This is a genomic window from Rhodococcus sp. SGAir0479, from assembly GCF_005484805.1.
GTDB lineage: Bacteria > Actinomycetota > Actinomycetes > Mycobacteriales > Mycobacteriaceae > Prescottella.
The window spans coordinates 4,613,303-4,636,859 of the sequence record NZ_CP039432.1; the positions used below are offsets into that span (position 1 = coordinate 4,613,303).

A 23,557-nucleotide genomic window follows, 5' to 3' on the forward strand; every position below is an offset into this window, starting at 1 on the left:
TATAAATACATCTTGTGTCTAAGTTGTATTCGGCGGCCGAGCTCGCGTACCGCGAGGTGAAGGAGCTCATCCTGTCCGGCGCGTTGCCGGGAGGTGAGCTGATCAGCGAGGGTGAGATCGCCACACGGATGGGATCGAGCCGCACCCCGGTCCGGGAAGCGTTCCTTCGGCTCGAGGCGGAGGGCTGGATGCGCCTCTACCCCAAGCGCGGGGCCCTGATCGTGCCGGTCGCGGACGGCGAGGCCGAGCACGTCGTCGACGCCCGACTCCTCGTGGAGACGCACGCCGTCGAGGCGATCGCGAGGAACCCGCGGGCCCGGGACGTGCTGGTGCTGACCCTGCGGGAGAACCTGGACCGGCAGCGCGAACTGATCGTCTCCGGTGGGGACGCCGCGCAGTTCAGTGTGCTCGACGCCGACTTCCATCGGGCGCTGGTGCGCGCCGGCGGCAACCCGCTGCTCGAGACGTTCTACGACGGGCTGCGGGAGCGTCAGCGCCGGATGACGGCACGCTCGCTCGCGCGGGACCCCGAACAGATTTCCAAGATCGTCGACGACCACGCGCGGCTGACGGATCTGGTGGCGGCCGGTGACGCCGACGGGTTCGCGTCCGCCGTCCGTCGACACATGCGCGAGGTGCACGCACTGAGTGAGGGAGGACGGCGATGACGACGACGCGTGAGGACACCGGCACTGCGCACGCCGCCCGCACGCGCACGCGGCAGTGGATGTTGGTGGCCGCCGGCATGTTCGCCGTGGCGTGGGGCGGCAACGAGTTCACACCGCTGCTGGTGATGTACAAACTGGATCACGGCTTCACGCAGGTGGTGGTCGACACCTTCCTGTTCGCGTACGTGATCGGGATCGTTCCGGCGCTCCTGATCGGCGGACCGCTCTCGGATCGGCTGGGACGCCGTCCGCTGATGGTGCCGGCGCCGTTCATCGCGGTGGCCGGTTCGGTGGTACTGGCCGCGGGGCCGGACTCGGCGACGTGGCTGATCGTCGGACGTGTGCTGTCCGGCGTCGCGCTGGGCCTGGGCATGGCCGTCGGCGGCAGCTGGCTCAAGGAACTCTCGTCGCCGGACCGGGACCCGTCCGCCTCGCCCGGGGCGGGAGCCCGTCGTGCGGCGATGAGCCTGACCGCGGGCTTCGGCATCGGGGCCGGGGTCGCCGGGATCCTCGCGCAGTGGGCGCCGTGGCCGAGCGCGCTCGCGTACGCGGTCCATTCGGCGCTCGCGCTCGCGGCCGGTGTCGCGGTGCTGCGGGCCCCGGAGACCCGCCCCGCCGTGCCCTCCACCGAGCGGCGTTCGCTGGCCCAGGATCTGAAGATTCCCGCCGCCGGCCATCGCCGATTCCTGTACGTGGTCGCCCCCGTGGCGCCGTGGGTGTTCGGTGCGGCGGCATCCGCGTACGCCGTGATGCCGGCCCTCATGACCGGTCGCAGTGGCAGCGCGCCGGTCGCGTTCTCCGCGCTCCTGTGCATGATCGGCCTCGGCTCGGGGTTCGCGATCCAGGCACTCGGCCGTCGGATCGACACGCCGCGCAACGCGCGCGCCGTCGCGGTGGCCCTCGCGGTGCTGGTGGTCGGTATGGCGGTGGCGGCGGTGGCGTCGCACGTGCTCACCGTCGCGGTCTCGATCGTGGCGGCGGCGATCCTCGGCTGCGGGTACGGGTTGGCGCTGGTGTCGGGCCTGCAGGAGATCCAGCGGATCGCCGGGCCCGACGATCTGGCCGGTCTCACCGCGGTGTTCTACTCGCTGAGCTACCTCGGGTTCGCGGTCCCGGCCGCGATGGCGGTGATCGCGGAGACCGATCCGGCGCTCACCTACCCGATGATGTTCGTCTTCGGCGCAATCGTCGCCGCCGCGAGCCTGGTGCTCGTTCTCGTCAAGTGGCGGCGGCACCTGCCCGAGGTGTCAGAGGCGCGGTAGCGGCTTCTCGGCGAGCCACGACTGCCACAGCCCGCGCAGCGACGTGTCGGTGAAATGCGTTGCCAGGTCGGTGAACTGTTCGGTGGACACCGTCGAGTGCCGGTACTTCTCCGTCCAGGTGCGGAGGAGGGCGAAGAACGCGGCGTCCCCGATCTCCTGCCGCAGCGCGTGCAGGGTGAGGGCGCCCCGCTTGTAGATGCGGTCGTCGAACATCAGTCGCGGTCCGGGGTCGCCGAGCAGGATGTCCTGCGGTTCGGCGGCGAGGCGGCGGTGCGCGTGCAGCGCGTGCGTGTGGGCGTCGGGGCCGCCGGAGTTCTCCGACCACAGCCACTCGGCGTAGCACGCGAATCCCTCGTGCAGCCAGATGTCCTTCCACACGGCGAGGGTGAGGCTGTTGCCGAACCACTGGTGCGCGAGCTCGTGCGCGACGAGACGTTCGCAGCCGCGCCGACCGTCGCTGTGGTTCGCCCCGAAGACCGACAGGCCCTGGGCCTCGATCGGGATCTCCAGGTCGTCGTCGGTGACGACGACCGAGTAGTCCGCGAACGGATACGGGCCGAACAGTCTCTCGAAGACCTCCACCATCTGCGGCTGCCGCCCGAAGTCGTGGTCGACGTGCTCGCGCAGCCGCGGGGGATGGATCACGTGGACGGGCACCTGCCCGCTGTCGATCCGGCGCCGCTCGTACGGTCCGATCTGGACGGTGGCCAGATAGGTCGACATGGGCTCGGTCTGCTCGTACACCCACGTCGTCAGGCTCGCCTTGGTCTGCTTGCTGACCAGCGTGCCGTTCGCGACGGCGTGGTACGGCGAGTCGGTGGCGATCGAGATACGGTAGCTCGCTTTGCAACTCGGGTGGTCGTCGCACGGGAACCACGACGGCGCACCGTTCGGCTGGCTCGCGACGAGCGAACCCTCGCTCAGTTCCTCCCAGCCGACGTCGCCCCACATGCTCACGATCGGCTGCGGGTTGCCGGCGTACTGGACGGTGATCGAGAGGACGCCGCCCGCGGGGACGGGCTGCGCCGGGGTGAGGGTGAGCTTTCCGTTGCGATGGGTGTACTTCGCGACGCGCCGGCCGTTGACCGACAACTTCGACACCTGCATCGTCGTCGCGAGATCGAGCGAGAAGCGGGGCCGGACGTCGGTGGTGGTGGCGGTGATGGACGCCCTGCCGGACAGGCGGTTGCTGTGCACCCGGTAGGTCAGATCCAGCTCGTACCGCGACACCCGGTAACCGCGGTTGCCGTGCTGCGGTACGTACGGATCGAGCGGTTCCTCGGAGATCTTCCCTGGCTTCATCGGACGCCCTCGGCCGACGCCGTCCACGGCGGCGGATCGTTCCACGGCGTGATGGGATTGCCCTGCCAACGGGTGGACGGCGGCACGGTGTCGCCGCGCATGACCAGCGACGCGGGGCCCACGGTGGCGCCGTCGCCGAGTCCGGCGGCGGGGAGCGCGACACAGTGCGGGCCGAGGGTGGCGCCCGCACCCAACGTGACCGTGTCCATGGACATGATCCGATCATGGAACAGATGGGTCTGCACGACGCACCCCCGCTCCACCGTGGCGCCGTCGCCGAGGGTCACCAGGTCGGCCTCCGGCAGCCAGTAGGTCTCGCACCAGACGCCGCGGCCGATCGTGGCGCCGAGACCGCGTAGCCACACGTTCATCACCGCGGTGCCGTTCGCGGCGCGCGCGAACCACGGGGCGGCGACGGTTTCGACGAAGGCATCGGACACCTCGTTGCGCCACACGAACGAACTCCACAGTGGATGCTCGACGGCCCCGATCCGACCGACGACGAGCCACTTCGCGGCCACCGACACCACCCCGGCGACGGCGCCCGCGACGAGCAGCACGATGCCGCCCCCGAGCGCCGCCAGCCCGAAGCCGCCGACCGACACCAGCCACGCCAGTGTGAACAACACGCCCAGCCCGATACCGAACGTGACCATCACGGGGATCAGCCGGCACGTCTCGACCACCGCGCGGGCGACCTTGAGCCGCAGCGGCGGATCGAAGGTGCGCGACGCGTCGGCCTGCGTCGCGGCCCGACGCAACCGGACGGGTGGACTGCCCAGCCACGACGATCCGGACTTGGCCTTGCTCGGCGCCGCCGACAGCACCGCCACCAGGCTGTTCTTGGGGACGCGCCGGCCCGGCCCGGCGATGCCGGAGTTACCGAGGAAGGCGCGTTTACCGATCTTGGCGGGCTCGATACGCATCCAGCCGCCGCCGAGTTCGTAGCTCGCGACCAGGGTGTCGTCGGCCAGGAAGGCGCCGTCGGCGACGGTGGTGAACTTGGGAAGCACCAGCGCCGTGGAGATCTCGGTGTCGCGGCCCACCTTCGCGCCGAGCAGGCGCAGCCACAGCGGTGTCAGCAGGCTCGCGTACAGCGGGAACAGGAAGGTCCGGGCCGAGTCCATGAGGCGCTCGGTGGCCCACGCCTGCCAGCCCGCCCGGCTACGGACCGGGTGGTAGCCCTCGGTGAGGCCGATCGACAGCAGCCGCACCGCGAGCACCGTCAGGGCCGCGAAGACGAACAGACTCACCAGCGTCGCGATCGGCAGGACGGCGAGCGCGCGTCGGAAGGCGTCGCCCAGGCCGGCAGCGTCGCGCACCGACCACCCGACCGGGACCAGACCGGCGGCGAGCCCGAAGATCGGCATGCCGGCCAACACCACCGACGTGACACCGAAGATCGGGACCCAGTGCGCGGCACGGCGCGGCGGATGCTGCGGCCACGGGTGAGTGGCCTTGCCGACCTTGACCGCGGGTGAACCGGCCCACTGCTGCCCGGCCTTGACCTTCCCGAACACCGCCGACCCCGCGGCGACCTCGGCGCCGCGGCCGATACGGGCTCCCGGCAGCAGTGTCGAGCGAGCGCCGATTGCGGCACCGTCGCCGATCCGGATCGCGCCGATGTGTACGACGTCGCCGTCGATCCAGTGCCCGGACAGGTCCACCTCCGGTTCCACCGAGCAGCCGTCGCCGAGCACGAGCATCCCGGTGACCGGCGGGAGCGTGTGCAGGTCGACGCCGCGACCGACCTCGGCGCCCAGCGCACGGGCGAAGTACAGCATCCACGGCGCCCCGGACAGGTTGTCGGCACCGCTGGCCTCGACGAGGCGCAGCGCGATCCACAGCCGTAGATGCTCGCGCCCGCCCCGGCGGTAGGTGCCCGGTTGCAGACCGCGCAGCAACAGCCGGGCCCCGGCGACCGCGACGGCCATCCGCCCCAGCGGGGTGATGAAGAGGACGAAGAGCACGGTCACCCACCACCACGACAGGGTGGGTGCCCAGTCGACGTCGAACAGGGCCAGCACGTTGCCGGCGATCGCCAGCCAGGTCACCCACTGCAGACCGGTGAGCGTCATCAGCGGGACGGTCGCCGCGATCTGCGCCGCCTGCGCGCGCCGTGGTGTGGGCTCGACATGTCGGGGTACGGCGGCCTCGGTGGGGGAGAGTTCGTCGAGGAACCCGGCCAGCGACCCGAGCCGGGGATGGTCGTACAGCTGCGCGACGGTCACCTCGGGGAAGCGGTCGCGCAGCGCGGTGACGAGTTGCGCCGCGGCCAGTGAGCCGCCGCCCATCTCGAAGAAGTCGTCGTCCGGACCGGTGATCCGGGCGCCGAGGATCGACGTCCACAGTCCGGCCACCCAGCCAGCGGTGCCGCCGAGATCGGCGCCGGCGTCGTCCGTCCCGCTGCCGGGCAGCGGCCACGGCAACGCGTCGCGGTCGACCTTGCCCGACGTGCGGGTGGGCAGCTCGTCGACCAACGCCAGCCGCGGGACGAGTGCGGCCGGCAACCGGTCGGCCAGCAGCTCGCGGGCCTCGTCGAGGTCGAAGTCGGCGTCGGTGCTGGAGAGGTAGCCGACGAGGATTGCCGTCCCGGCCGGCGTCCTGCGGACCGCCGCGGCCGCCCCGCTCACACCGGGCAGGTTCTGCAGCGCGTTGTCGACCTCGCCGAGTTCGATGCGACGGCCGCCGATCTTGACCTGGTCGTCGGCGCGGCCCTGGAACAGCAGCCCGGCACGGTCGAGACGGACCAGGTCGCCGCTGCGATAGGCCCGCGCCCACCCGAGCGTGGGCATGGGCGCGTACTTCTCGGCGTCCTTCGCCGGATCGAGGTACCGCGCCAGTCCCACCCCGCCGATGACCAACTCGCCGATCTCGCCCTCGGCGACGGGTTCGCCGGCCGCGTCGACGACCGCGAGGTCCCAACCGTCGAGCGGCAGACCGATCCGGACCGGTCCGGTCCCGTCCATCCGGGCGCCGCACGCGACGACGGTGGCCTCGGTGGGTCCGTACGTGTTCCACACCTCGCGGCCGGGGACGGCCAGACGGGCGGCCAGTTCCGGCGGGCACGCCTCCCCGCCGAAGATCAACAGCCGGACCGCTTCGAGCGCCTCGGCCGGCCACATCGCCGCGAGCGTGGGGACGGTCGAGACGACGGTGACGTTGCGGGAGACCAGCCACGGCCCCAGATCCATGCCGCTGCGGACGAGCGAGCGGGGAGCCGGGACCAGTGTGGCCCCGTGCCGCCATGCCAGCCACATCTCCTCGCACGACGCGTCGAACGCCACCGACAGGCCGGCCAGTACTCGGTCCCGGGGGCCGATCGGATTTCCCTGCAGGAACATTCGCGCTTCCGCGTCGACGAAGGCAGCCGCGTTGCGGTGCGTGACCGCGACGCCCTTGGGGGTGCCCGTCGACCCCGACGTGAAGATGATCCACGCGTCGTCGTCCGGCGTGGGTGTGCGGATCTCCGGAACGTCGGCCCGGTGCGGCGCGGTGCCCGGCTGCACCCCGTCGGCGGTGAGGATCGCCGCCACCCGTGCCTCGCCGAACACCAGTTCGGCGCGTTCGTCGGGATCGTCCGCGTCGACCGGGACGTACGCCGCGCCGGCCGCGAGTACCGACAGGATCGCGACATACAGTTCGCGCGTTCCCGACGGCATCCGTACGCCCACCCGGTCCCCGGCGCCGACGCCGGCATCCGCGAGCCGCCGGGCGCCCACCGCGATCTCGTCGAGCAGTTCCCGATACGTCAGCGCCGCGGCGCCGTCGTCGATCGCGGTCGTGTCCGGATGCGCAGTGGCGGTGGCCGTGAGGATGTCGACGAGGGTGCGCGGTTCGGGCGCGTGCGGTGAGCGCAGGAACGGAGCCGGTATCCGTTCCGGCAGCGTTCGATCGCGCTGCTGCGTCTGTTCTGTTGCTGGCTGGGCAGACAATCCGGGACGTCCCTCTCTGTGCCTGTCGGGCGGGCACCTCGTTCTCTCACGGCAAGGTGTCCGGTGGATGAACACCTCGTCGCGGCGTGCCCATCGGTCAGGCCCTCGGCTTCTCTCCTCGATTCTCCCCCGGATGGGCCGAAAACGGTGCTCCCGGCCCACCTCTCGGTTCCCGGGTTGACATCGAGGGAGCCGCTCTGTCATCCTCTTCGACAGGTCACGAGTACCAGCGTCAAGCCCCGGCTAGCTGGTCGGCAACCCTCCAACCGCGGTGGGGTGCTCCGGGTGACGACCAGGTCATGGTCCACAAGGACATGGCAAGCGCGGACTCCGATGGCGTCGACCTCCACTGCCGACGAGTCCCAGGACTCGAAGGATGTAGTGATGACCGCTGTACTGACCGACGCCGCCTGTGCCACCGCCCCGATCGCGCGGGTGTCCGGCTGTGACCTGCAGGTTCCGCTCGTCGGGGGTGGAACCTGCGTTTACGCGAACTTCGACTACGCGGCCAGCGCGCCGGCCCTCGAGCAGGTCACCGACCGGGTCCAGGAGCTGCTTCCCTTCTACGCCAGCGTCCACCGCGGCGCCGGCTACGCCTCCCGGGTGAGCACCGAGGCCTACGAGAACTCGCGCGTCGCGGTCGAGCGCTTCGTCAACACCGCCGCCGACCAGGTCGTGGTGTTCACCCGCAACACCACCGACTCGCTCAACCTGCTCGCGAGCTGCGTCCCCGGTGACGTCGTCGTGCTCGACATCGAGCATCACGCAAACTTCCTGCCCTGGAAGAACTCCCGCGTTGTCGAGGCCGCCGACACGGTGGCCGAGACCATCCGCCGGATCGTCGCCGAACTGTGCTCCAGGCCGGCCGCGCTGCTCGCGATCACCGGCGCGTCCAACGTCACCGGCGAGGTGCTTCCCATCGCCGAGCTGGCCGAGATCGCGCACCGCTGCGGCGCCCGCATCCTCGTCGACGGCGCGCAGCTCGCCCCGCACCGCCGCGTGGACCTCGCCGCGACCGGCGTCGACTACCTCGCGTTCTCCGGGCACAAGCTGTACGCGCCGTTCGGTGCCGGGGTGCTGGTCGGCCGCCGCGACTGGCTCGACGCTGCCGAGCCGTACCTCGCCGGCGGCGGCGCCGTCCGCGAGGTGACCGTGGACGAGACCTGCTGGGCCCCCGCTCCGGCCCGACACGAGGCCGGCAGCCCCAACGTCCTCGGCGTCGCCGCCCTCGCCGCAGCCTGTGATGCGCTGGCCGCGTTGGACTTCGAGAAGGTCGTCGAGCACGAGCGTGCTCTCTCCACGCGCCTGGCCGAGGGCCTCGGCGAGATCGACGGCGTGCAGCTGCTGCGCCTGTGGTCGGACGCCCCGGACAGCGTCGGCATCGTCACCTTCACGATCGACGGCTTCGAGCCCGGCCAGATCGCCGCGTACCTCTCGGCCGAGCACGGCATCGGTGTGCGCGACGGCCGGTTCTGCGCTCACCCGCTGCTCAACCGCATCGGCCACGCCGGTGGTGCGGTCCGCGCGAGCCTCGGCCTGGGCACCACGTCCGACGACGTCGAACGCCTCGTCGCCGCCGTCCGGCAGCTGGTCGCGGGCGAGGCCGACTGGAACTACGGGAAGACCGACGGCCTGTGGAACCCGGTGCCCGAGACCCGCGGCTTCTCGAGTGGCGCCGACGGCGCCGCGGAGTGCATCTGATCTCGATCACGGTGATCCGAACCCTGATGGGGGACAACGACCGAGGGTAGCGTGACGCGCATGGAGTCGACCGGTACGAGCGGACGGTGGTCGCGCCGTCACGTCGACCTGTGCCGCACCTCGTCGGAGATGTGTCGGGACTGACGCTCACCCGTCGTCCCCGTCCACGCTCGTCCCGAGGAACCACCATGCCCCAGTCCGTTTTCGCTTCCGTCCACACCGTCACCCCACGCCGCCCCCTGCGGGTGGCCGTCGAACTCTCCGGCGCCGGACATCATCCCGCCGCCGCCCGGATCGCCGGCAACATCGCGCTGACCGGACCCGACTTGTGGGTCGACCTCACCGTGGGGCCCGACACCCTCGATCTCGCCGCCGAGCCGGCGGTGGTGCATCGGGTCCGTGCCGCCGACCTGCGTGAGGTGCAACAGATCCGCGCCCGCATCCGATCCGCGGTCGCGGCGGACGGCCGCGACCCCGACGCCGTGGCGGTGCTCGTCGACATCGAAACCCTGATCGGTGCCGACTCTCGCAGTGCCCGAGCCGAACTCGCCCTGCTCGACGAGACGTCGAGTGTGCCGCACCAGCCGTCGTCGTTGTCGTACATCGGGACCGCCGAGGGGCTGGCGAGCCTGATCGCGGACATCCACGCCGCCGATGTCGCCGACGGGGTGACGCTGCTGCCGCTGGCATTGCCGCGCGTCCTCGAACGTGTCGTCGACGGCACCCTCCCGTGGCTCGAACGCCGCGGATCGGTCACCGCGTCCCACACCGTCGACGAGGCACTGGCCCGGTTCGGGTTGCAGCGGCCCGCACGGGCGTCCTGAGACACCCGGCCCCGGACGCGGTCGCCGCGGCGATCGTCGAGCACGATCGGCGCCCCGCACGGACACTGGCGGAGTGAGCACTTGGCGAGCGCGACTTCCGTGGGACCCTCCGGTCGGCCCGGGACAGGATGCCCTGTCGGGGCCCCGGTTCGGTGTCAGCGTCGAGTCCGGATTCGCGTCTGCCCACGACCTCGACGAGGTCGTGGGCGCAGTCGGCGTGCAGCCCCGGCTCGTGATGGCCTTCTGCGACTTCGCGTGCGCGCCACCGATCACGGGCATGGACATGGTGGCCGGACGCGGCGCCGTTCCGATCGTCACGTGGGAGCCCTGGTGGTGGGAGCACCGCGGCCCCGGTTCGGTGCCGTCCGTGCGCTCGGTGGCGGTCGGCCTTCACGACGAGTACCTCGCCACGTGGGCCGGCGCGCTCACCGAGTGGGGCGGCCCGATCGGTCTGCGGTTCGCGCACGAACCCAACGGGGGGTGGTATCCGTGGGGCGCTGCGACCAACTCCGGAGCCGACTACATCGCCGCCTGGCGTCACGTCCATGCGGTCTTCCGTCGGCACGGTGCCCACAACGTGTCCTGGATCTGGGCGCCCACCGTGTCCTTTCCGGGTAGCGCGTCGGTCGCGGCCTACTACCCGGGAGACGACGTCGTGGACGTCGTGGGACTCGACGGCTACAACTGGGGACGGGCTCGCGCACACTCGATTTGGACGCAGCCGCGGGCACTGTTCGAACCGACCCTCGACGAGCTGCGTCCACTCGCGCCCGGGTGCCCGCGTCTGCTCACCGAGGTCGCGTGCGCCGAGTCCGGGGGCTCCAGACCCGAGTGGATCGGCCGTTTGGTCCAGTTCCTCGCGGACCGCCGCGAAATCGCCGGATTCGTGTGGTTCGATCACGACAAGGAAGTGGACTGGCGGATGATCAGTTCGCCGGAGTCGGTGAGCGCGTTCGCCCGAGCAATCGGGGAAGGGTGTCGGTGAGATGACGGACGCCGGGGGGTGGATTCGCCCGGAGATCGAGCGGGAACGAATGCAGGCGGTCGAGCAGCTCGGGCTGCTGGACACCCCGAAGGAGGAGCGGTTCGACCGCATCGCCCGGATGACCCGCCGGGTGCTCGGAGTACCGATGTGCAGTGTGTCGCTGATGGACCGTGATCGGCAGTGGTTCAAGTCGATCGAGGGACTCGCCCTCACCGAGGTCCCGCGGGATCGAACGGTGTGTCAGACCACCATCGCGCGCACGTACCGGGGGGTGCCCGATCCCGTACTGGTGGTGGAGGATGCCGCCGACGACCCGCGGTTCAGCGAAATCCCCGGCATCGGGGGCGACGGCGGCATCCGCTTCTACGCCGGGTACCCGCTCTACGGACCGGGCGGACACACCGTCGGGACGTTCTGCGTCTACGACGAGACCCCTCGCACCCTCGACGACGAGGAGCTCACCAACTTCGCCGAGATGGCCGGAATGGTCCAGCGGGAACTCGAGTGGTCCGAGGATCTCGCGCGGGGTGCCGACATCCAGCGGAGCCTGCTGCCGCGCCCACTGCAGGGGCAGAAGGGTTACGCGGTGTCCGGCGCGTGCCTTCCCGCGTTCGTGGTGGGCGGTGACTTCTACGACCACCACGTCGTCGACGACCGACTCGTGGTGACGGTCGCGGACGTGATGGGCAAGGGCACCGGAGCCGCGATCGTGGCGGCCGCCGTCCGGTCCACGTTTCGCGGCGCGACGCGCGCGTTCGCCCGCCTGGCGGGGGAGACGCAGGCCGACGTGGACGCCGGTGTCGCCGCGTCGGCGGCCGCCGAACAACTCGCCGAGGACCTGGACGGTACCGACACCTTCGTCACGGCGTTCCATGCCGTCGTCGATCTCCCGACCGGCACGGTGACGTACGTCGACGCCGGTCACGGGCTGTCGATGGTGCGCCGCCGCGACGGCACGGTGGAGCCGTTGCGGGCCTCGGGGCTGCCACTCGGGATCGCGCTCGACGACGCGTGGGACTCGCACACGTCGTCGCTGTCTCCGGGCGACATGCTCGTCGTGTGTTCCGACGGCCTGCTCGACCTGCTCGACGAGGACAGCGATCCGCGGGCCGTCCACGCGTTCGTGGCCGCGCACGTGGACGCCGCCGGCCTCGTCGCCGCGGTCGGCGATCTCGTGGCGGAGATGCCCCCACTGGACGACGTGACGATCGTGGCGATCGGCAGGGAGGACGCATGACGACCACGCGGAGCGAGGTGGCCCGCGGCACGGAGCCGTCGGTGGCCCTGCGGTTCCTGATCCTCGTCACGGCGATTCTCGGCATCAACTACGTCGTGTGGCGGTGGCTGTTCTCGGTGAACTGGACGGCCTGGTGGATCGCCGTACCGCTGGTGATCGCCGAAACGTACAGCCTCGTGGATTCGCTGCTGTTCGGCCTCACGATGTGGCGGCTGCGGCGGCGACCCGATCCCCCGCCGCCCCCGCCCGGCGCCACCGTCGACGTCTTCGTGACCACCTACAACGAGCCCATCGAGATGGTGATGGACACCGCCGAGGCGGCGCAGCGGATCCGCCACCCGCACCGGACCTGGATCCTCGACGACGGCGACCGACCCGAACTGGCGGCGGCTGCGGAGAAGGCCGGCATCGGGTACCTCACGCGGTCGTCGGACTGGGCCGGCAAGCCCAGGCACGCCAAGGCCGGGAACCTCAACAACGCGCTCCTGGCGACCGAAGGCGAGTACCTCCTGGTGCTCGACGCCGACCAGGTCCCGCACCCCGACATCCTCGATCGCACGCTCGGCTACTTCCGCGACGAGAGCACTGCGCTGGTCCAGACACCGCAGTACTTCGTCAACGTGCCTCCGGGCGATCCGTTCGGGAGTCAGGCGCCGCTGTTCTACGGTCCCATCCAGCAGGGCAAGGACGGGTGGAACGCCGCCTTCTTCTGCGGGTCCAACGCCGTGCTGCGGCGGGAGGCGTTGATGCGGTTGGGCATCAGCGGGTACGTCCGCGCCGTCGAGGAGGGTGTCCGTCGTGCGCTGCGCACCGCCACCGACGTGCTGCGGCGCGCGGCCCGGGACACCGACGACCCGTCGGCGCTGGCCGCGCTCGAACAGGTTCGGGACGCCGTGCGGGTCGCGGAGCAGCGCCTGCGGGCGGGGGAGTCCGTCGGCGACGTCACGTACTCGTTCCAGCGGGCCGTCGCGGGTGCCGCGGAGGGCGTCGTCGCCAAGGACGTCGAGGCGATGCGGGCGGACCTGGCAGCGGTTCGTGCGCTGACGGAGGAACCGGCCGGCGACGACGACTCCTTCTTCGACGACGAGGCCACTCGCGCGGCTGGCACACCGCGAGTGGTCACCGCTCGGGGCGATCGAATCGGTACGACTCCTCGTCGACTCCGTCGACGTGGGGCGATCGGACGAAGCCCAGCCGATGCTCCCGCTCGCGACGATCTCCGTCACCGAGGACATGGCGACGTGCATGCGCCTGCACGCCCAGGGGTGGCGCACGGTGTACCACCACGAGATCCTGGCCGAGGGGCTCGCGCCGGACGACCTGAAAACGATGCTCACGCAACGGCTGCGCTGGGCCCAGGGCACCATCCAGGTGATGCTCCGGGAGAACCCGCTGGTGCAGCGGGGCCTGAGCGTCGCACAACGGTTGATGTACTGGGCCACCATGTGGAGCTACCTCGCCGGGTTCGCTGCACTGGCGTACATCGCTGCACCCGCGGTGTACCTGATCACGGGCGTGATGCCGGTGGACGCCTACAGTTGGGACTTCTTCGGCCGACTGGTGCCCTTCCTCCTGCTGAACCAGTTGCTGTTCTTCGTGGTGAGCCGGGGTATGCCGACGTGGCGCGGTCAGCAGTACAGCCTCGCGCTGTTCCCGGTGTGGATCCGCGCGTGCACCACCGCCTTTGCGAACGTCTGCCTGGGACGACCGCTCGGTTTCGCCGTCACACCCAAGACGAGACAGAACGTGCAATCGTTGCCGTGGCACCTCGTGAAGTACCAGCTGGCGGCCATGGTGTTGCTGGTGGTGGCGTCGGTGGTGGGAATCGTCCGCCTGTGGTTCGGCACCATCTCCGTCCTCGGCGTCGGGGTGAACCTCTTCTGGGTGATGTTCGATCTGGTGATATTGAGCGTTGTGATCACCGCGGTGCGTTACCGCGGAACGGAAACGGGAGGACACCGATGACCGCCTTCGACACCAGGACGACCGCGGCGGGCGTGGTCGTCGTCCGGCCCGAGGGACGACTGAACATGATCGCCGCACCGGGACTGCGCGAACAGCTGACGTCCCTCGTCGCGGCGGGCACGTCACGACTCGTCGTGGATCTGGGAGGCGTCGAGTTCGTCGACTCCTCCGGACTCGGTGCCCTCATCTCGGGCCTGAAGGCCGCGCGGCAGTCCGGGGGCGATCTGCGTATCGCGTCGCCCACCCCGCAGGTGCAGAGCGTTCTCGCGCTGACGAGTCTCGACCGCGTGCTGCGGTCCTACGAATCGGCCGACGGTGCCTTCGGAGGCGAGTGACCCGGACGCGACAGGCGCCGGGAGGACGTTGACGACGACGACCGGTCCCGGCGCCCTCGAGGCCGTGCACCAGCTGCTGGACGACCTGTTCGAGGCGGAACCGGTAGCCGCGGACCCGCGGCACCGGTTCGAGACCGTCGTGGCGGAACTGGCCGCGAACATCGTCGAGCACACCCCCCGCGGCGCGGATCCGGTGCACCTGCAGCTGGTGGTGGAGTCGTTGCCCGACCGGCTGGACGCGACGTTCGAGGACGACGGGCCGGAGGTTCGCATCGACCTCGCGGCCGTGACGATGCCCGATCCGCTCGCCGAGCGGGGGCGCGGGCTGGCCATCGCCAAGCAACTCAGCGAGACCCTGAACTACCGCCGCGTCGGAGCCGTCAATCGGTGGTTCGTCTCGTGTCGGCGCTGACGACGCCCGTGCGCCGCCGGAACCGCGTCAGTCCAGCGGAGCCGCGCGGTGGTAGCGGCCGTCGTGGTAGAGCAGCGGCGCCGCGGCGGCCTCGTCGTCGTTCTCGTTGTGCAGGCGCGTGATGTGACCGATCACCAAGAGATGGTCGCCGGCGGGGATCAGCTGGTGCACCGTCGTGCGCATCCAGATGGGCGTGCCGTGCAGGACCGGCTCACCGGTCTCGAGCCGTGACCACAGCGACTCGTCGCTGAACCGCTGGTCGGCGCTGCGGGAGAACCGCTGCGACAGGTGCTGCTGGTGCTCGCCCAGCAGGTGCACGACCACGGAATCCGCCGCCCGGAGCGCGTCGATGCTCGACGAGTTCAGCGCGATGTTGAACGAGATCAGCGGCGGTTCCATCGACAACGACGCGAACGACGTGGCGGTGAAGCCGACCGGGCCCTTCCCGGAGTCCAGGGTCACGATGGTGACGCCCGCCGGATGACGCCGCATCGCGGCCTTGTACTCGTCGTTGCTCACGCCCTCCGAACCGACGGCAGGGACGACAGCGAGTTCGGGCGCATTCTCGACAGACTGTGACAAGGCATTACTCCGATTCGACCTGGGTGACTGTTCGCCACTATAAGGCCAGCCATACCGACCAACCAGGCTTCGGTTCACTCAGCGGACAACTGATCCGCCGCCCCTTTCGGGCCGCGGCCCATGTCGATCGCCAGGCCCGCCGTCACCCGCAGGAGCTCGGAGAACGTGGTGCGGAAGACGGTGTCCGGATGTCCCGCCGCGGCCCACAGTTCCGGGTAGTCGGCGAGCGCGCTGTCGAGGTACGTCGGCAGATTCGTCGGATGCCCCAGCGGCGCCACCCCACCGATCGGCTGGCCCGTGACCTCGCGGACCGTCTCGAGCGACGCCCGCGTCAACGAGCCCTGCAAGCGGGCGCCGGTGGCGGCGAGGTCGACCTGGTGCGCACCGGAGACCAGCAGGAGTACCGGATCGTCGTCGAGCAGGAACACGAGCGACTTCACGACGGCACCCGGATCCACCCCCAGCGTCACCGCGGCATCGGCGGCGCTGTGGATGGGCGCGGGCTGGCTGACGATCACCCCGTGGTGGCCGCGCGCGATCAGCGTGTCGGCGACGTGCGCCGCATGGGGATGCAGCAGCCTGGGCATGGATTCAGCGTAGGACTAGTTCGCGGCCGGGGCAGGCGTATCGGCGTCCGAATCGGCGTCGCGGCGGGCGCGCCACACTGTGAAACCGAGGAGCAGGACCGCCCCGACGACCGTGTACAGCGCGAGGGCGAGGGCGGGCTGGCCCAACCCGACGTTGTCGAAGTACACGACCGCGCGCACCCCCTCCGTACCCGCACCGGGCGTGATCCACTTGCCGATCGCCGCATAGAAGCTGGGAATCACGTTCGCCCCGAAGGCGCCGCCGGCACTCGGGTTGCCCAGCACCACGAACACCGCGATCGCGAGCGGAACCGCCAGAATGCCGACCGCCGCCCGCAGTCCCAGGGTGAACAGTCCGGTCCCGAACACCACTCCGGTGCCCAGGAGCCACAGCGGGAACCAATGTCCCGCAAAGGTTTCCAGCACATGCGTCGTGATGAGTGCGCCCAGCGCCCCCGAGACGACGGAGTACCCGAACAGCACGGCGACGTGCGCCCACGCCTGACGCAGCGTCTTCGGTGCCCCGATGAAGAGGCCGATCGCGGCGGCCAGCAGGTACCCGCCCACGACCCAGCCGATCGACAGGTAGAACCCGGACAGGCCGCGGTTGTCGTGCGCGCTGACGGGGATCTCGTCCCGGACGACCAGCTGGCGGTCCTGCTCCATCGCCACCCGATCGAAGATCGATTCGAGAGCCGACGCGATCGAACTGCCGCCCGCGCTCGCCGTGATCAGAGTGTCCGTGCCACCGGGGTCGATGACGTACGCGCCCAGGACGTCGCGGTCCCGCAGCAGCTGCCGGACCTCGGCGGTGTCGGCCGCCAGGCGCGCGTCGACCGGATGCCCGGCGAGCGCGTCGAGCTGGTCCACGGACCGGGGAGCGATCCCGTCCGGCAGCCCCGGCGCGGCGACGACCGCGACGGGGATGTCCCGCGGTGTGGGCTGGTGGAACGCTGCGACGTAGCTGAGGATGAATCCGAGCTGCAGTACCAGGACGCCCACCGCCAGTGCGGCCATCACCTTGCCGCTGCCGAGCCGTTCCACCGGACTGCCGTGCGGCGACGGCGGGGTGGCGGAGGTGGTCGACGGGGCGCCGGTCGTCTCGGTGGTCGCGGTCACGGGTGTCCTCGATGCTCGAAGTGTGCGTACTGTCGCCGACGGTCTTGTCGATACCGTGGGTATTGAATACCGTAAGTATCGTGACTGGTAGTCGTCAAGGCGAAGTGACCGCGACCGCACGTCCGGGGCGCGACGTCGTACGGGCGCGCATCCTCGAGGCGGCCGCCGACGAGTTCGCCGAGCAGGGGTTCGCGGGCGCCAGGCTCGCCGAGATCGCGCGCCGCGCGGGGTTCACCAAGGGGGCGGTGTACTCGAATTTCGAGTCGAAACAGGATCTGTTCGCCGAACTGTTCGCGCAGCGCTCGCTGGACCTCGCGGGCCGGGTGCTCGCCGAGATCGCCGGTCTCGATCTGGCACACGCGGTCGGCAAGGGTGGCGCCGCCGTCGCGTCGGCCCTCATCGCGGACACCGAGTGGTCGCTGCTGGTCCTCGAGTTCGGCGTCCAGGCCGTCCGCGATCCCAACATCAAACAGGCGTATCTGCGCGAGCGGCGCCACCTTCGCGGCCGGCTCGTCGAACTGATCGCCGATCGTGCGCGGGAATGGGGGGTCGACCTCGACGTCCGGACCACGGCGCTGTCCCTGACCGCCCTCATCTCCGGGTTGGTGCTCGAGCACACCGTCGATCCCGACGAGGTGGATCAGCAGGCCATGGGCGCCGCGGTCACCGCACTGTTCGCGGGTGCGGTCGCGCGCGCGTCGTTCGACTCCGCCGGGGGCTCGAACGAGTGACGGCGGTGGCGCTGGTGCGCCACCGCCGTCTCACGACTGGAACTCAGACTGCTTGCAGGAACGGGTAATCCGTGTAGCCCTCGGCTCCGGGCCCGTAGAACAGCTCCGGTCGCGGCTCGTTCTCGTCATGGTCACCGCGCCAGCGCTCGACCAGGTCGGGGTTGGCGATCAGCGCCCGTCCCACCGCCACGGCGTCGGCGTGGGCGCCCTCGATGAGCCGGACGGCCTCGTCGCGGGTGGTCGGCGACGCGAAACCGCTGTTGGCGATCACCTTGCCGCCGAAGCGGCGCCGCAGTTCCTGGGCGAGGTCGCCGGCAGGCTCCTTGTGCAGAACGGACAGGTACGCCATGCCGAGCGGACGCAACCGGTCGACGAGGGCGCCGTAGACGGCGAGGGTGTCCTCGCGGTCGGTCTCGTAGGCGTCCTGAATATTGTGCTCGGGGGAGATGCGGAGTCCGACCCGTCCGGCGCCGACGGCCTCGGCCACGGCCGTGACCACCTCGACGACGAACCGGATCCGGTTCTCCACTGAACCGCCGTACTCGTCGTCGCGCCGGTTCGACGTCGGCGACAGGAACTCGTGCAGCAGGTAACCGTTGGCGCCGTGGATCTCCACCCCGTCGATGCCGGCCGCGACCGCTCGCCGGGCCGCGGCGACGAAGTCGTCGACGGTGGCGTGCACCTCGTCGATCGTCAGCGCGTGCGGCACCGGATAGGGCTGCTTGCCGTTGGTCGTGTGGGCCTCACCGTCGATCGCGACCGCACTGGGGGCGACGACACGGTGGCCGTTGTTCACGTCCGGATGTGTCACCCGGCCGCCGTGCATCAACTGCATCACGATGCGGCCACCGCGGTCGTGCACGGCCTCCGCCACGCGACGCCAGCCGGCCACCTGCTCGTCGGTCACGATCCCCGGCTGTCCGACGAACGCCTGCGACTCGTAGTTCACATACGTTCCCTCGGTGATGATCAGACCGGCGCTCGCCCGCTGCCGATAGTGCTCGACGATCAGGTCGCCGGGTATACCGGCCGATCCGCCGCGCATGCGGGTCAGTGGGGCCATGACGATGCGGTTCGCGAGCTCGAGGTCTCCGAGTGCTACAGGTGTGAACAAATCCATGGGTGTCGCAACGGGATTCTCCGCGGTGGGATTCCCGGCGGCGACCATGAGGTGTGTCACTGCCGTCTGGCGCACCGGCGCCGCCCGTACGTCAGTAGTCGGGAAAACCGCCCTCCGGGCCCAACATTCGCTCCAGTCGGGTGCGGGTGATCTTCGCCAGCTCGGCGGTCCGGACGGCGCGTTCGGTGGCGGCGTCGTGGCCCATCCGCGCGGTGAGATCGGCGAGCAGGGCGCGACCGTCCCGTCCGTCCGCGCACCACACGTACCGGAAGCCGAACCGCTCCTCGTACGCGGCGGCGGCCTCGGCGAGGGTGCGCATCACGGCGTCGTCGTCGACCCAGACCGCACACTGCTCCCGGAAGGACGCCGCGCTGCGCGCCCGCCTGCCGATCCGCGGATGGCCCTGTAATACCTGGTCGATCTCCGACTCGGGCAGCTCGGCGAACTCCCGCTCCGCGCGGGACATCAGTTCGGTGTACGACGCGTACGCGCGCCCGTCGGCCAGTCGCGCCGACCACGGCAGACAGCAGCAGCACTCGAAGAGCGCGTGGATCGCCCGGCGGCGCGGTAGTGCATTGAACCGATCCAGACCGATTCCCTGATGCATCAACATGGTTCCTCCCTCCGTGTCCCAGGCCCCTCGATCATCGCGCCCACCGTCGGCACCGAGCCACGGATCGGTACGGAGTTTGCGCACATTTAACGCGTGGCCGTGTCGCCACCCTCGCGAAATTTGCGGTCCCGGTGACGGATTCGGCCGACAGTGGAAGGATCCCGGGTACCCGCGCGACCGAGCGTGCCCCGAAAGGACCGGCCCCATGAGCTCCGTGAATCTCAGCAAGCAGCACCCGGACGTCTACAAGCAGTTGCTCGTCCTGAGTGGGCAGGCGGACACCGCCGTCGAGGCGTCCGGGTTGGGTCCGCGCCTCGGCGACCTCGTCAAGATCCGGATCTCACAACTCAACGGGTGCGCCTTCTGTCTGCGAATGCACACCCGGGACGCGATCGCGAAGGGGGAGACGAGTGACCGCCTGGCGGTGATCGCGGCGTGGTGGGAGTCGCAGTACTTCGACGCGCAGGAGCGGGCGGCGCTGGCGCTGGCCGAGCAGGTGACCCGGCTGACGGTGCCGGAGTCGCGGGCATGGGACGACGGGACGCTGTCGGACGAGCAGGCCTCCGCGGTGAGCTGGCTCGCCGTCGTGATGAACGCCTGGAACCGCGTCGCGATCACCAGCCACTACCCCGTCGCCCCCTGAGCGGGTGTGCGGCGACGGACCAAAGGTTACTCTCGAGTAATGACGGAACAGCAGAGCTGGAAGGCCTTCACGGTCGAGCACAAGGACCATGTCGCGCAGGTGACCCTCATCGGCCCCGGCAAGGGCAACGCGATGGGCCCGGACTTTTGGGACGAGCTTCCCGGCGTCTTCGCCGCGCTCGATGCCGACCCCGAGGTGCGCGCCGTCGTGCTGGCCGGTTCCGGCAAGCACTTCTCGTTCGGGTTGGACCTGCCGGCGATGAGCGGGGGCTTCGGCGCCGTCCTGGCCGACAAGGCTCAGGCCGGCCCGCGCACGGACTTCCACGAGCTGATCAAGCGGATGCAGTCCGGCATCAACGCCGTCGCGGACTGCCGCAAGCCGGTCGTCGCCGCGATCCAGGGCTGGTGCATCGGCGGCGGCGTCGACCTGATCTCCGCCGCCGACATCCGCTACGCGAGCGCCGACGCGAAGTTCAGCATCCGCGAGGTCAAGGTTGCTATCGTCGCCGACATGGGCAGTTTCGCCCGCCTGCCGGCGATCATCGGCGACGGGCACCTGCGCGAACTCGCGCTGACCGGCAAGGACATCGACGCGGCGCGCGCGGAGAAGATCGGACTGGTCAATGACGTGTTCGAGGACGCCGACGCGGTGCTCGCGGCCGCCCACGCGACCGCCGCCGAGATCGCGGCCAATCCGCCGCTCGTGGTGCACGGCATCAAGGACGTGCTCGACCACAGCAGGTCCGCGGCGGTGAACGACAGCCTGCGGTACGTGGCCGCGTGGAACGCGGCCTTCCTGCCGTCGGAGGACCTCACCGAGGCCATCACGGCGGTGTTCCAGAAGCGTCCGCCCGAGTTCCAGGGACGCTGACCCCGATGTGACAGCGACGGCGAGGGGGCCGGCATGGCACAGGATCCTCGAGACTCCGACCCCGCCGTCGCGCCCGGGCCGCAGGCCGCGTTCACGCATCGCCAGATCCTGGCGATCCTCAGTGGCCTGCTGCTCGGGATGTTCCTGGCCGCCCTCGACCAGACGGTGGTCGCGACCGCGATGCGCACCATCGCCGACGACCTCGACGGGTATGCGCTGCAGGCGTGGGTGACCACCGCCTACCTCATCACCGCCACGCTCGTCACCCCGCTGTACGGCAAGCTCTCCGACATCTACGGACGCAAGCCGTTCTTCATGGCCGCGATCGTGCTGTTCGTCCTCGGCTCGGTGCTGTGCACGTTCGCGCAGTCGATGTACATGCTGGCGGTCTTCCGCGCGATCCAGGGCCTGGGCGCCGGCGGCCTGTTCTCCCTGGCGCTCGCAATCATCGGCGACATCGTCCCGCCCCGCGAACGCGCCCGCTACCAGGGCTATTTCCTCGCCGTGTTCGGCACCTCCAGCGTGCTCGGACCGGTGGTCGGCGGCGTGCTGTCCGGGCAGGAGGAGATTGTCGGCATCGCCGGCTGGCGATGGGTGTTCCTCGTGAACGTGCCGATCGGGATGGCCGCGCTCGCGGTGGTGTGGCGGGTCCTCCACCTGCCGCCCGTGCACCGCCCGATGCGGATCGACTGGTGGGGTGCGCTGGTACTGGCGGTGGGGGTGGTGCCGCTGCTGGTGGTCGCCGAACAAGGTCGGGACTGGGGCTGGGGGAGTCCCCGCTCGCTCACCTGTTACGCGATCGGTGTGGTCGGGGTGATCGGCTTCGTCGCCGTCGAGTACTTCATGCGGGACGCGGCGCTGTTCCCGCTGCACTTCTTCCGCAACCAGACGTTCGCGCTCGGAGTACTGATCAGCTTCCTGGTGGGCGCGGTGATGTTCGGGGCGATCACGGTGATCCCGCAGTATTTGCAGGTCGTCAAGGGTTCGAGCCCCACCCTGGCCGGGTTCCAGATGCTACCCGCGGTGCTGGGGATCGCGCTCGCGTCGGTACTGTCCGGTCAACTGATCTCGAAGACCGGCCGCTACCGCATCTTCACGGTCGTCGGTGCCGTGCTCGTCGCCGTGGCCGCCCTCCTACTGCACTCGGTGACCGCCCGGACCGGCCTGCCGGTGTTCATGACCTTCATCTTCGTCCTCGGTCTGGGCCTCGGAAATCTGTTGCAACCGCTGACGCTGGCGATCCAGAACGCGTTGCCGCCCAGGGACATGGGAGTCTCGACGGCCGCCGCGACGTTCTTCCGGCAGATCGGCGGCACCATGGGCGTCGCGCTGTTCCTCTCGATCCTCTTCGCGAAGCTCACGCCGGCGATCGGTGACCAGTTGCAGGACGCCGCCCAGTCGCCGGAGTTCCGGCAGGCCGTCGCGGCCGGGACACAGAGCCCCGACCCCGCCGAGGCCGGCATCGCCCGGGCCCTCGCGAGCGGCGATCCGAGTGCCGCGAAGGCCGCGATGGAGGACACCTCGTTCATCCAGCACCTGGACGCGACGCTCGCCGCCCCGTTCAAGGACGGCTTCGCGACCGCCTTCGAAGCCGTCTACCCACCGATCGTCGTACTCGCGATCGCCTCACTGGTGCTCATTCTGATCTGGCGGGAGGTGCCGCTGCGCACCAGATCGGGCATCGACGAGAGTGAGCGGGCCGGCGGCTGACCGAGCGCCGACCGGGCAGGCAAGCCTCCGCCGGGTTCACCGGTCGTTGCAGTTCCATCGCAGCGACACCCGGGTGCCTTCCGGCCCGGTCGCGATGTCGGCCGTGTGGCTGCACGCTCGGATCAACGCCAGACCGCGTCCCCGGAACGATCCCGCGCTCGCCGGCGCATTCTTCCACCGGCCGTGGTCGGTGAGGACGACGGTCAGCTCGCGTCGGCTGTCGTCGAACTGCGCCTGGACGTCGAAGGTGCCGTCGGATCGCGCGGGATACGCGTGCTCGACGATATTGGCCATCGCCTCGTAGCTGGCCAGGGACATGTCGCTGACGATCTCGTCCGGAACGCCTTGTTCCTGAGCAAATTTCACCAGAGTGCGGCGGGCGGTCGGGAGCGCGGAACCGCAGGCCGGAACGGAGGACACGGACATGGTGGCAGTCAGGCCGCGGTCCGGAGCGGGCGGGTACCGAGAACCGAGAGGGAGGTGAGCGGCTTCGTCACCGGGTCACCACCGCCTTGCGACGCGGGGGCGAGGAGGGCGATGTCGGAGCAGGCGCGCAGACCCTTGACGCAGAGAACGCGGACAGCGCTTGCAGTGAACGGCATCGAGGGCTCCCGGTGTGAGGTCGGACGAGGTACTGCAGGTACTACCCACCGGGCCGGGAGCTATACCCCCGGGGATGAATCGATCTTCGGTACTCGGGGGAGGTATGAGACGGCGCTGGGCGGGGTATCACCGGGGCACCGAGCGGTCGACGGACCGCTGATCGACAGTTACCGGCCACCGCGCCGGTGTGGATGAAAGGGTCGCAGCCATGGCCGATCAGGGGCTCGTAGCCGCAGCACAGGGCGATGCCGATGTCGCCGCTCAGGAAATGCCGGCGTTCGGCTCGGTGGCCGCATCCGCGGACCGGGCGTACGTGACCGCCGCCCGGAACGCTCTGCTCGACTTCCCGTGAG

23 protein-coding genes, 1 pseudogene and 1 riboswitch are annotated in these 23,557 nt (G+C 70.2%); of the genes and pseudogenes, 15 read left to right on the plus strand and 9 right to left on the minus strand.

The window, feature by feature from the left end; all coding sequences use genetic code 11:
* Window positions 1-14: 14 nt before the first annotated feature.
* Both E7742_RS21355 and E7742_RS21360 read left to right on the plus strand, forming a co-directional pair.
* Window positions 15-668, plus strand: a complete 654-nt coding sequence (locus E7742_RS21355) for a GntR family transcriptional regulator (RefSeq protein WP_137800763.1) — start codon at window positions 15-17, stop codon at window positions 666-668.
* A complete protein-coding gene (locus E7742_RS21360) occupies window positions 665-1,930 on the plus strand; it encodes an MFS transporter (protein ID WP_175420550.1) in 1,266 nt (421 codons plus the stop codon). Before E7742_RS21355 ends, E7742_RS21360 begins: the two co-directional genes overlap by 4 nt.
* Here the strand turns inward: E7742_RS21360 and E7742_RS21365 are convergent.
* Together E7742_RS21365 and E7742_RS21370 are read right to left on the minus strand one after the other, a co-directional pair.
* Entirely contained in the window at window positions 1,916-3,232 is a 1,317-nt protein-coding gene (locus E7742_RS21365; RefSeq protein WP_137800764.1) for a M1 family metallopeptidase, read from the minus strand. The two genes, E7742_RS21360 and E7742_RS21365, sit on opposite strands and share 15 nt — an antisense overlap.
* On the minus strand, window positions 3,229-7,167 hold the full coding sequence (locus tag E7742_RS21370; RefSeq protein ID WP_137800765.1) for a Pls/PosA family non-ribosomal peptide synthetase: 3,939 nt from the start codon (window positions 7,165-7,167) through the stop codon (window positions 3,229-3,231). The genes E7742_RS21365 and E7742_RS21370 overlap by 4 nt, the downstream gene beginning before the upstream one ends.
* A 215-nt stretch (window positions 7,168-7,382) precedes the next feature.
* Window positions 7,383-7,497, plus strand: a riboswitch (SAM riboswitch).
* Between the two features lie 54 nt (window positions 7,498-7,551).
* Here E7742_RS21370 and E7742_RS21375 point away from each other — a divergent pair.
* The 8 genes and pseudogenes from E7742_RS21375 to E7742_RS21405 all read left to right on the plus strand — a co-directional run bounded on the left by E7742_RS21375 (window position 7,552) and on the right by E7742_RS21405 (window position 14,626).
* A complete protein-coding gene (locus E7742_RS21375; protein ID WP_137800766.1) occupies window positions 7,552-8,868 on the plus strand; it encodes an aminotransferase class V-fold PLP-dependent enzyme in 1,317 nt (438 codons plus the stop codon).
* A 60-nt stretch (window positions 8,869-8,928) separates the two neighbouring features.
* The gene (locus E7742_RS23830) at window positions 8,929-9,012 is read left to right on the plus strand and encodes a putative leader peptide (protein ID WP_368076974.1); all 84 of its coding nucleotides are present in this window, start codon (window positions 8,929-8,931) and stop codon (window positions 9,010-9,012) included.
* Between the two features lie 44 nt (window positions 9,013-9,056).
* The gene (locus E7742_RS21380) at window positions 9,057-9,692 is read left to right on the plus strand and encodes an LLM class flavin-dependent oxidoreductase (RefSeq protein ID WP_137800767.1); all 636 of its coding nucleotides are present in this window, start codon (window positions 9,057-9,059) and stop codon (window positions 9,690-9,692) included.
* Between the two features lie 73 nt (window positions 9,693-9,765).
* Window positions 9,766-10,677: a glycoside hydrolase family 26 protein gene (locus E7742_RS21385; RefSeq protein ID WP_137800768.1), complete on the plus strand. Its 912-nt coding sequence runs from the start codon at window positions 9,766-9,768 to the stop codon at window positions 10,675-10,677.
* Between the two features lies 1 nt (window position 10,678).
* The gene (locus E7742_RS21390; RefSeq protein WP_254699102.1) at window positions 10,679-11,914 is read left to right on the plus strand and encodes a SpoIIE family protein phosphatase; all 1,236 of its coding nucleotides are present in this window, start codon (window positions 10,679-10,681) and stop codon (window positions 11,912-11,914) included.
* Window positions 11,911-13,879, plus strand: a pseudogene (locus E7742_RS21395) (glycosyltransferase). The gene E7742_RS21390 and the pseudogene E7742_RS21395 overlap by 4 nt, the downstream one beginning before the upstream one ends.
* Window positions 13,876-14,214, plus strand: coding sequence for an STAS domain-containing protein (locus E7742_RS21400; RefSeq protein ID WP_137800769.1), 339 nt, complete (start codon window positions 13,876-13,878; stop codon window positions 14,212-14,214). Before E7742_RS21395 ends, E7742_RS21400 begins: the two are co-directional and overlap by 4 nt.
* A 28-nt stretch (window positions 14,215-14,242) precedes the next feature.
* Window positions 14,243-14,626 carry an ATP-binding protein gene (locus E7742_RS21405; protein WP_254699103.1) on the plus strand — a complete coding sequence of 128 codons (384 nt, stop codon included), beginning with the start codon at window positions 14,243-14,245 and terminating at the stop codon, window positions 14,624-14,626.
* Between the two features lie 27 nt (window positions 14,627-14,653).
* Here the strand turns inward: E7742_RS21405 and E7742_RS21410 are convergent, their stop codons facing one another.
* The 3 genes from E7742_RS21410 to E7742_RS21420 form a co-directional block, all read right to left on the minus strand.
* Window positions 14,654-15,208 (minus strand): flavin reductase family protein, encoded by a 555-nt coding sequence (locus E7742_RS21410; protein WP_137800771.1) that lies wholly within the window; start codon window positions 15,206-15,208, stop codon window positions 14,654-14,656.
* A 74-nt stretch (window positions 15,209-15,282) separates the two neighbouring features.
* Complete coding sequence (locus E7742_RS21415) at window positions 15,283-15,795, minus strand: YbaK/EbsC family protein (protein ID WP_137800772.1); 513 nt, start codon at window positions 15,793-15,795, stop codon at window positions 15,283-15,285.
* A gap of 15 nt (window positions 15,796-15,810) precedes the next feature.
* Window positions 15,811-16,914: an ABC transporter permease gene (locus E7742_RS21420; protein WP_137800773.1), complete on the minus strand. Its 1,104-nt coding sequence runs from the start codon at window positions 16,912-16,914 to the stop codon at window positions 15,811-15,813.
* An 80-nt stretch (window positions 16,915-16,994) separates the two neighbouring features.
* Between E7742_RS21420 and E7742_RS21425 the strand changes: the two genes are divergently transcribed.
* Window positions 16,995-17,645: a TetR/AcrR family transcriptional regulator gene (locus E7742_RS21425; protein ID WP_441346870.1), complete on the plus strand. Its 651-nt coding sequence runs from the start codon at window positions 16,995-16,997 to the stop codon at window positions 17,643-17,645.
* 43 nt (window positions 17,646-17,688) lie between these two features.
* Here E7742_RS21425 and E7742_RS21430 read toward each other — a convergent pair whose 3' ends face one another.
* Both E7742_RS21430 and E7742_RS21435 read right to left on the minus strand, forming a co-directional pair.
* Entirely contained in the window at window positions 17,689-18,765 is a 1,077-nt protein-coding gene (locus E7742_RS21430) for an alkene reductase (protein WP_137800775.1), read from the minus strand.
* 91 nt (window positions 18,766-18,856) lie between these two features.
* Complete coding sequence (locus tag E7742_RS21435; protein ID WP_137800776.1) at window positions 18,857-19,378, minus strand: 2-oxo-4-hydroxy-4-carboxy-5-ureidoimidazoline decarboxylase; 522 nt, start codon at window positions 19,376-19,378, stop codon at window positions 18,857-18,859.
* 205 nt (window positions 19,379-19,583) lie between these two features.
* Here E7742_RS21435 and E7742_RS21440 point away from each other — a divergent pair, with 205 nt between their 5' ends.
* From E7742_RS21440 to E7742_RS21450, 3 genes are read left to right on the plus strand one after another with little or no spacing between them, the layout of a single operon-like run.
* The gene (locus E7742_RS21440; protein WP_137800777.1) at window positions 19,584-20,021 is read left to right on the plus strand and encodes a carboxymuconolactone decarboxylase family protein; all 438 of its coding nucleotides are present in this window, start codon (window positions 19,584-19,586) and stop codon (window positions 20,019-20,021) included.
* A gap of 39 nt (window positions 20,022-20,060) precedes the next feature.
* A complete protein-coding gene (locus E7742_RS21445) occupies window positions 20,061-20,891 on the plus strand; it encodes a crotonase/enoyl-CoA hydratase family protein (RefSeq protein ID WP_137800778.1) in 831 nt (276 codons plus the stop codon).
* Between the two features lie 33 nt (window positions 20,892-20,924).
* Complete coding sequence (locus tag E7742_RS21450) at window positions 20,925-22,601, plus strand: MDR family MFS transporter (protein WP_137800779.1); 1,677 nt, start codon at window positions 20,925-20,927, stop codon at window positions 22,599-22,601.
* A gap of 36 nt (window positions 22,602-22,637) precedes the next feature.
* Here E7742_RS21450 and E7742_RS21455 read toward each other — a convergent pair whose 3' ends face one another.
* Both E7742_RS21455 and E7742_RS23310 read right to left on the minus strand, forming a co-directional pair.
* Complete coding sequence (locus E7742_RS21455; protein ID WP_137800780.1) at window positions 22,638-23,027, minus strand: ATP-binding protein; 390 nt, start codon at window positions 23,025-23,027, stop codon at window positions 22,638-22,640.
* A gap of 8 nt (window positions 23,028-23,035) precedes the next feature.
* On the minus strand, window positions 23,036-23,203 hold the full coding sequence (locus E7742_RS23310; protein WP_175420552.1) for a hypothetical protein: 168 nt from the start codon (window positions 23,201-23,203) through the stop codon (window positions 23,036-23,038).
* A 209-nt stretch (window positions 23,204-23,412) separates the two neighbouring features.
* On the opposite strand from E7742_RS23310, the gene E7742_RS23315 reads away from it, so the two are divergent.
* Window positions 23,413-23,556, plus strand: coding sequence for a hypothetical protein (locus tag E7742_RS23315; protein ID WP_175420553.1), 144 nt, complete (start codon window positions 23,413-23,415; stop codon window positions 23,554-23,556).
* Window position 23,557 lies beyond the last annotated feature (1 nt).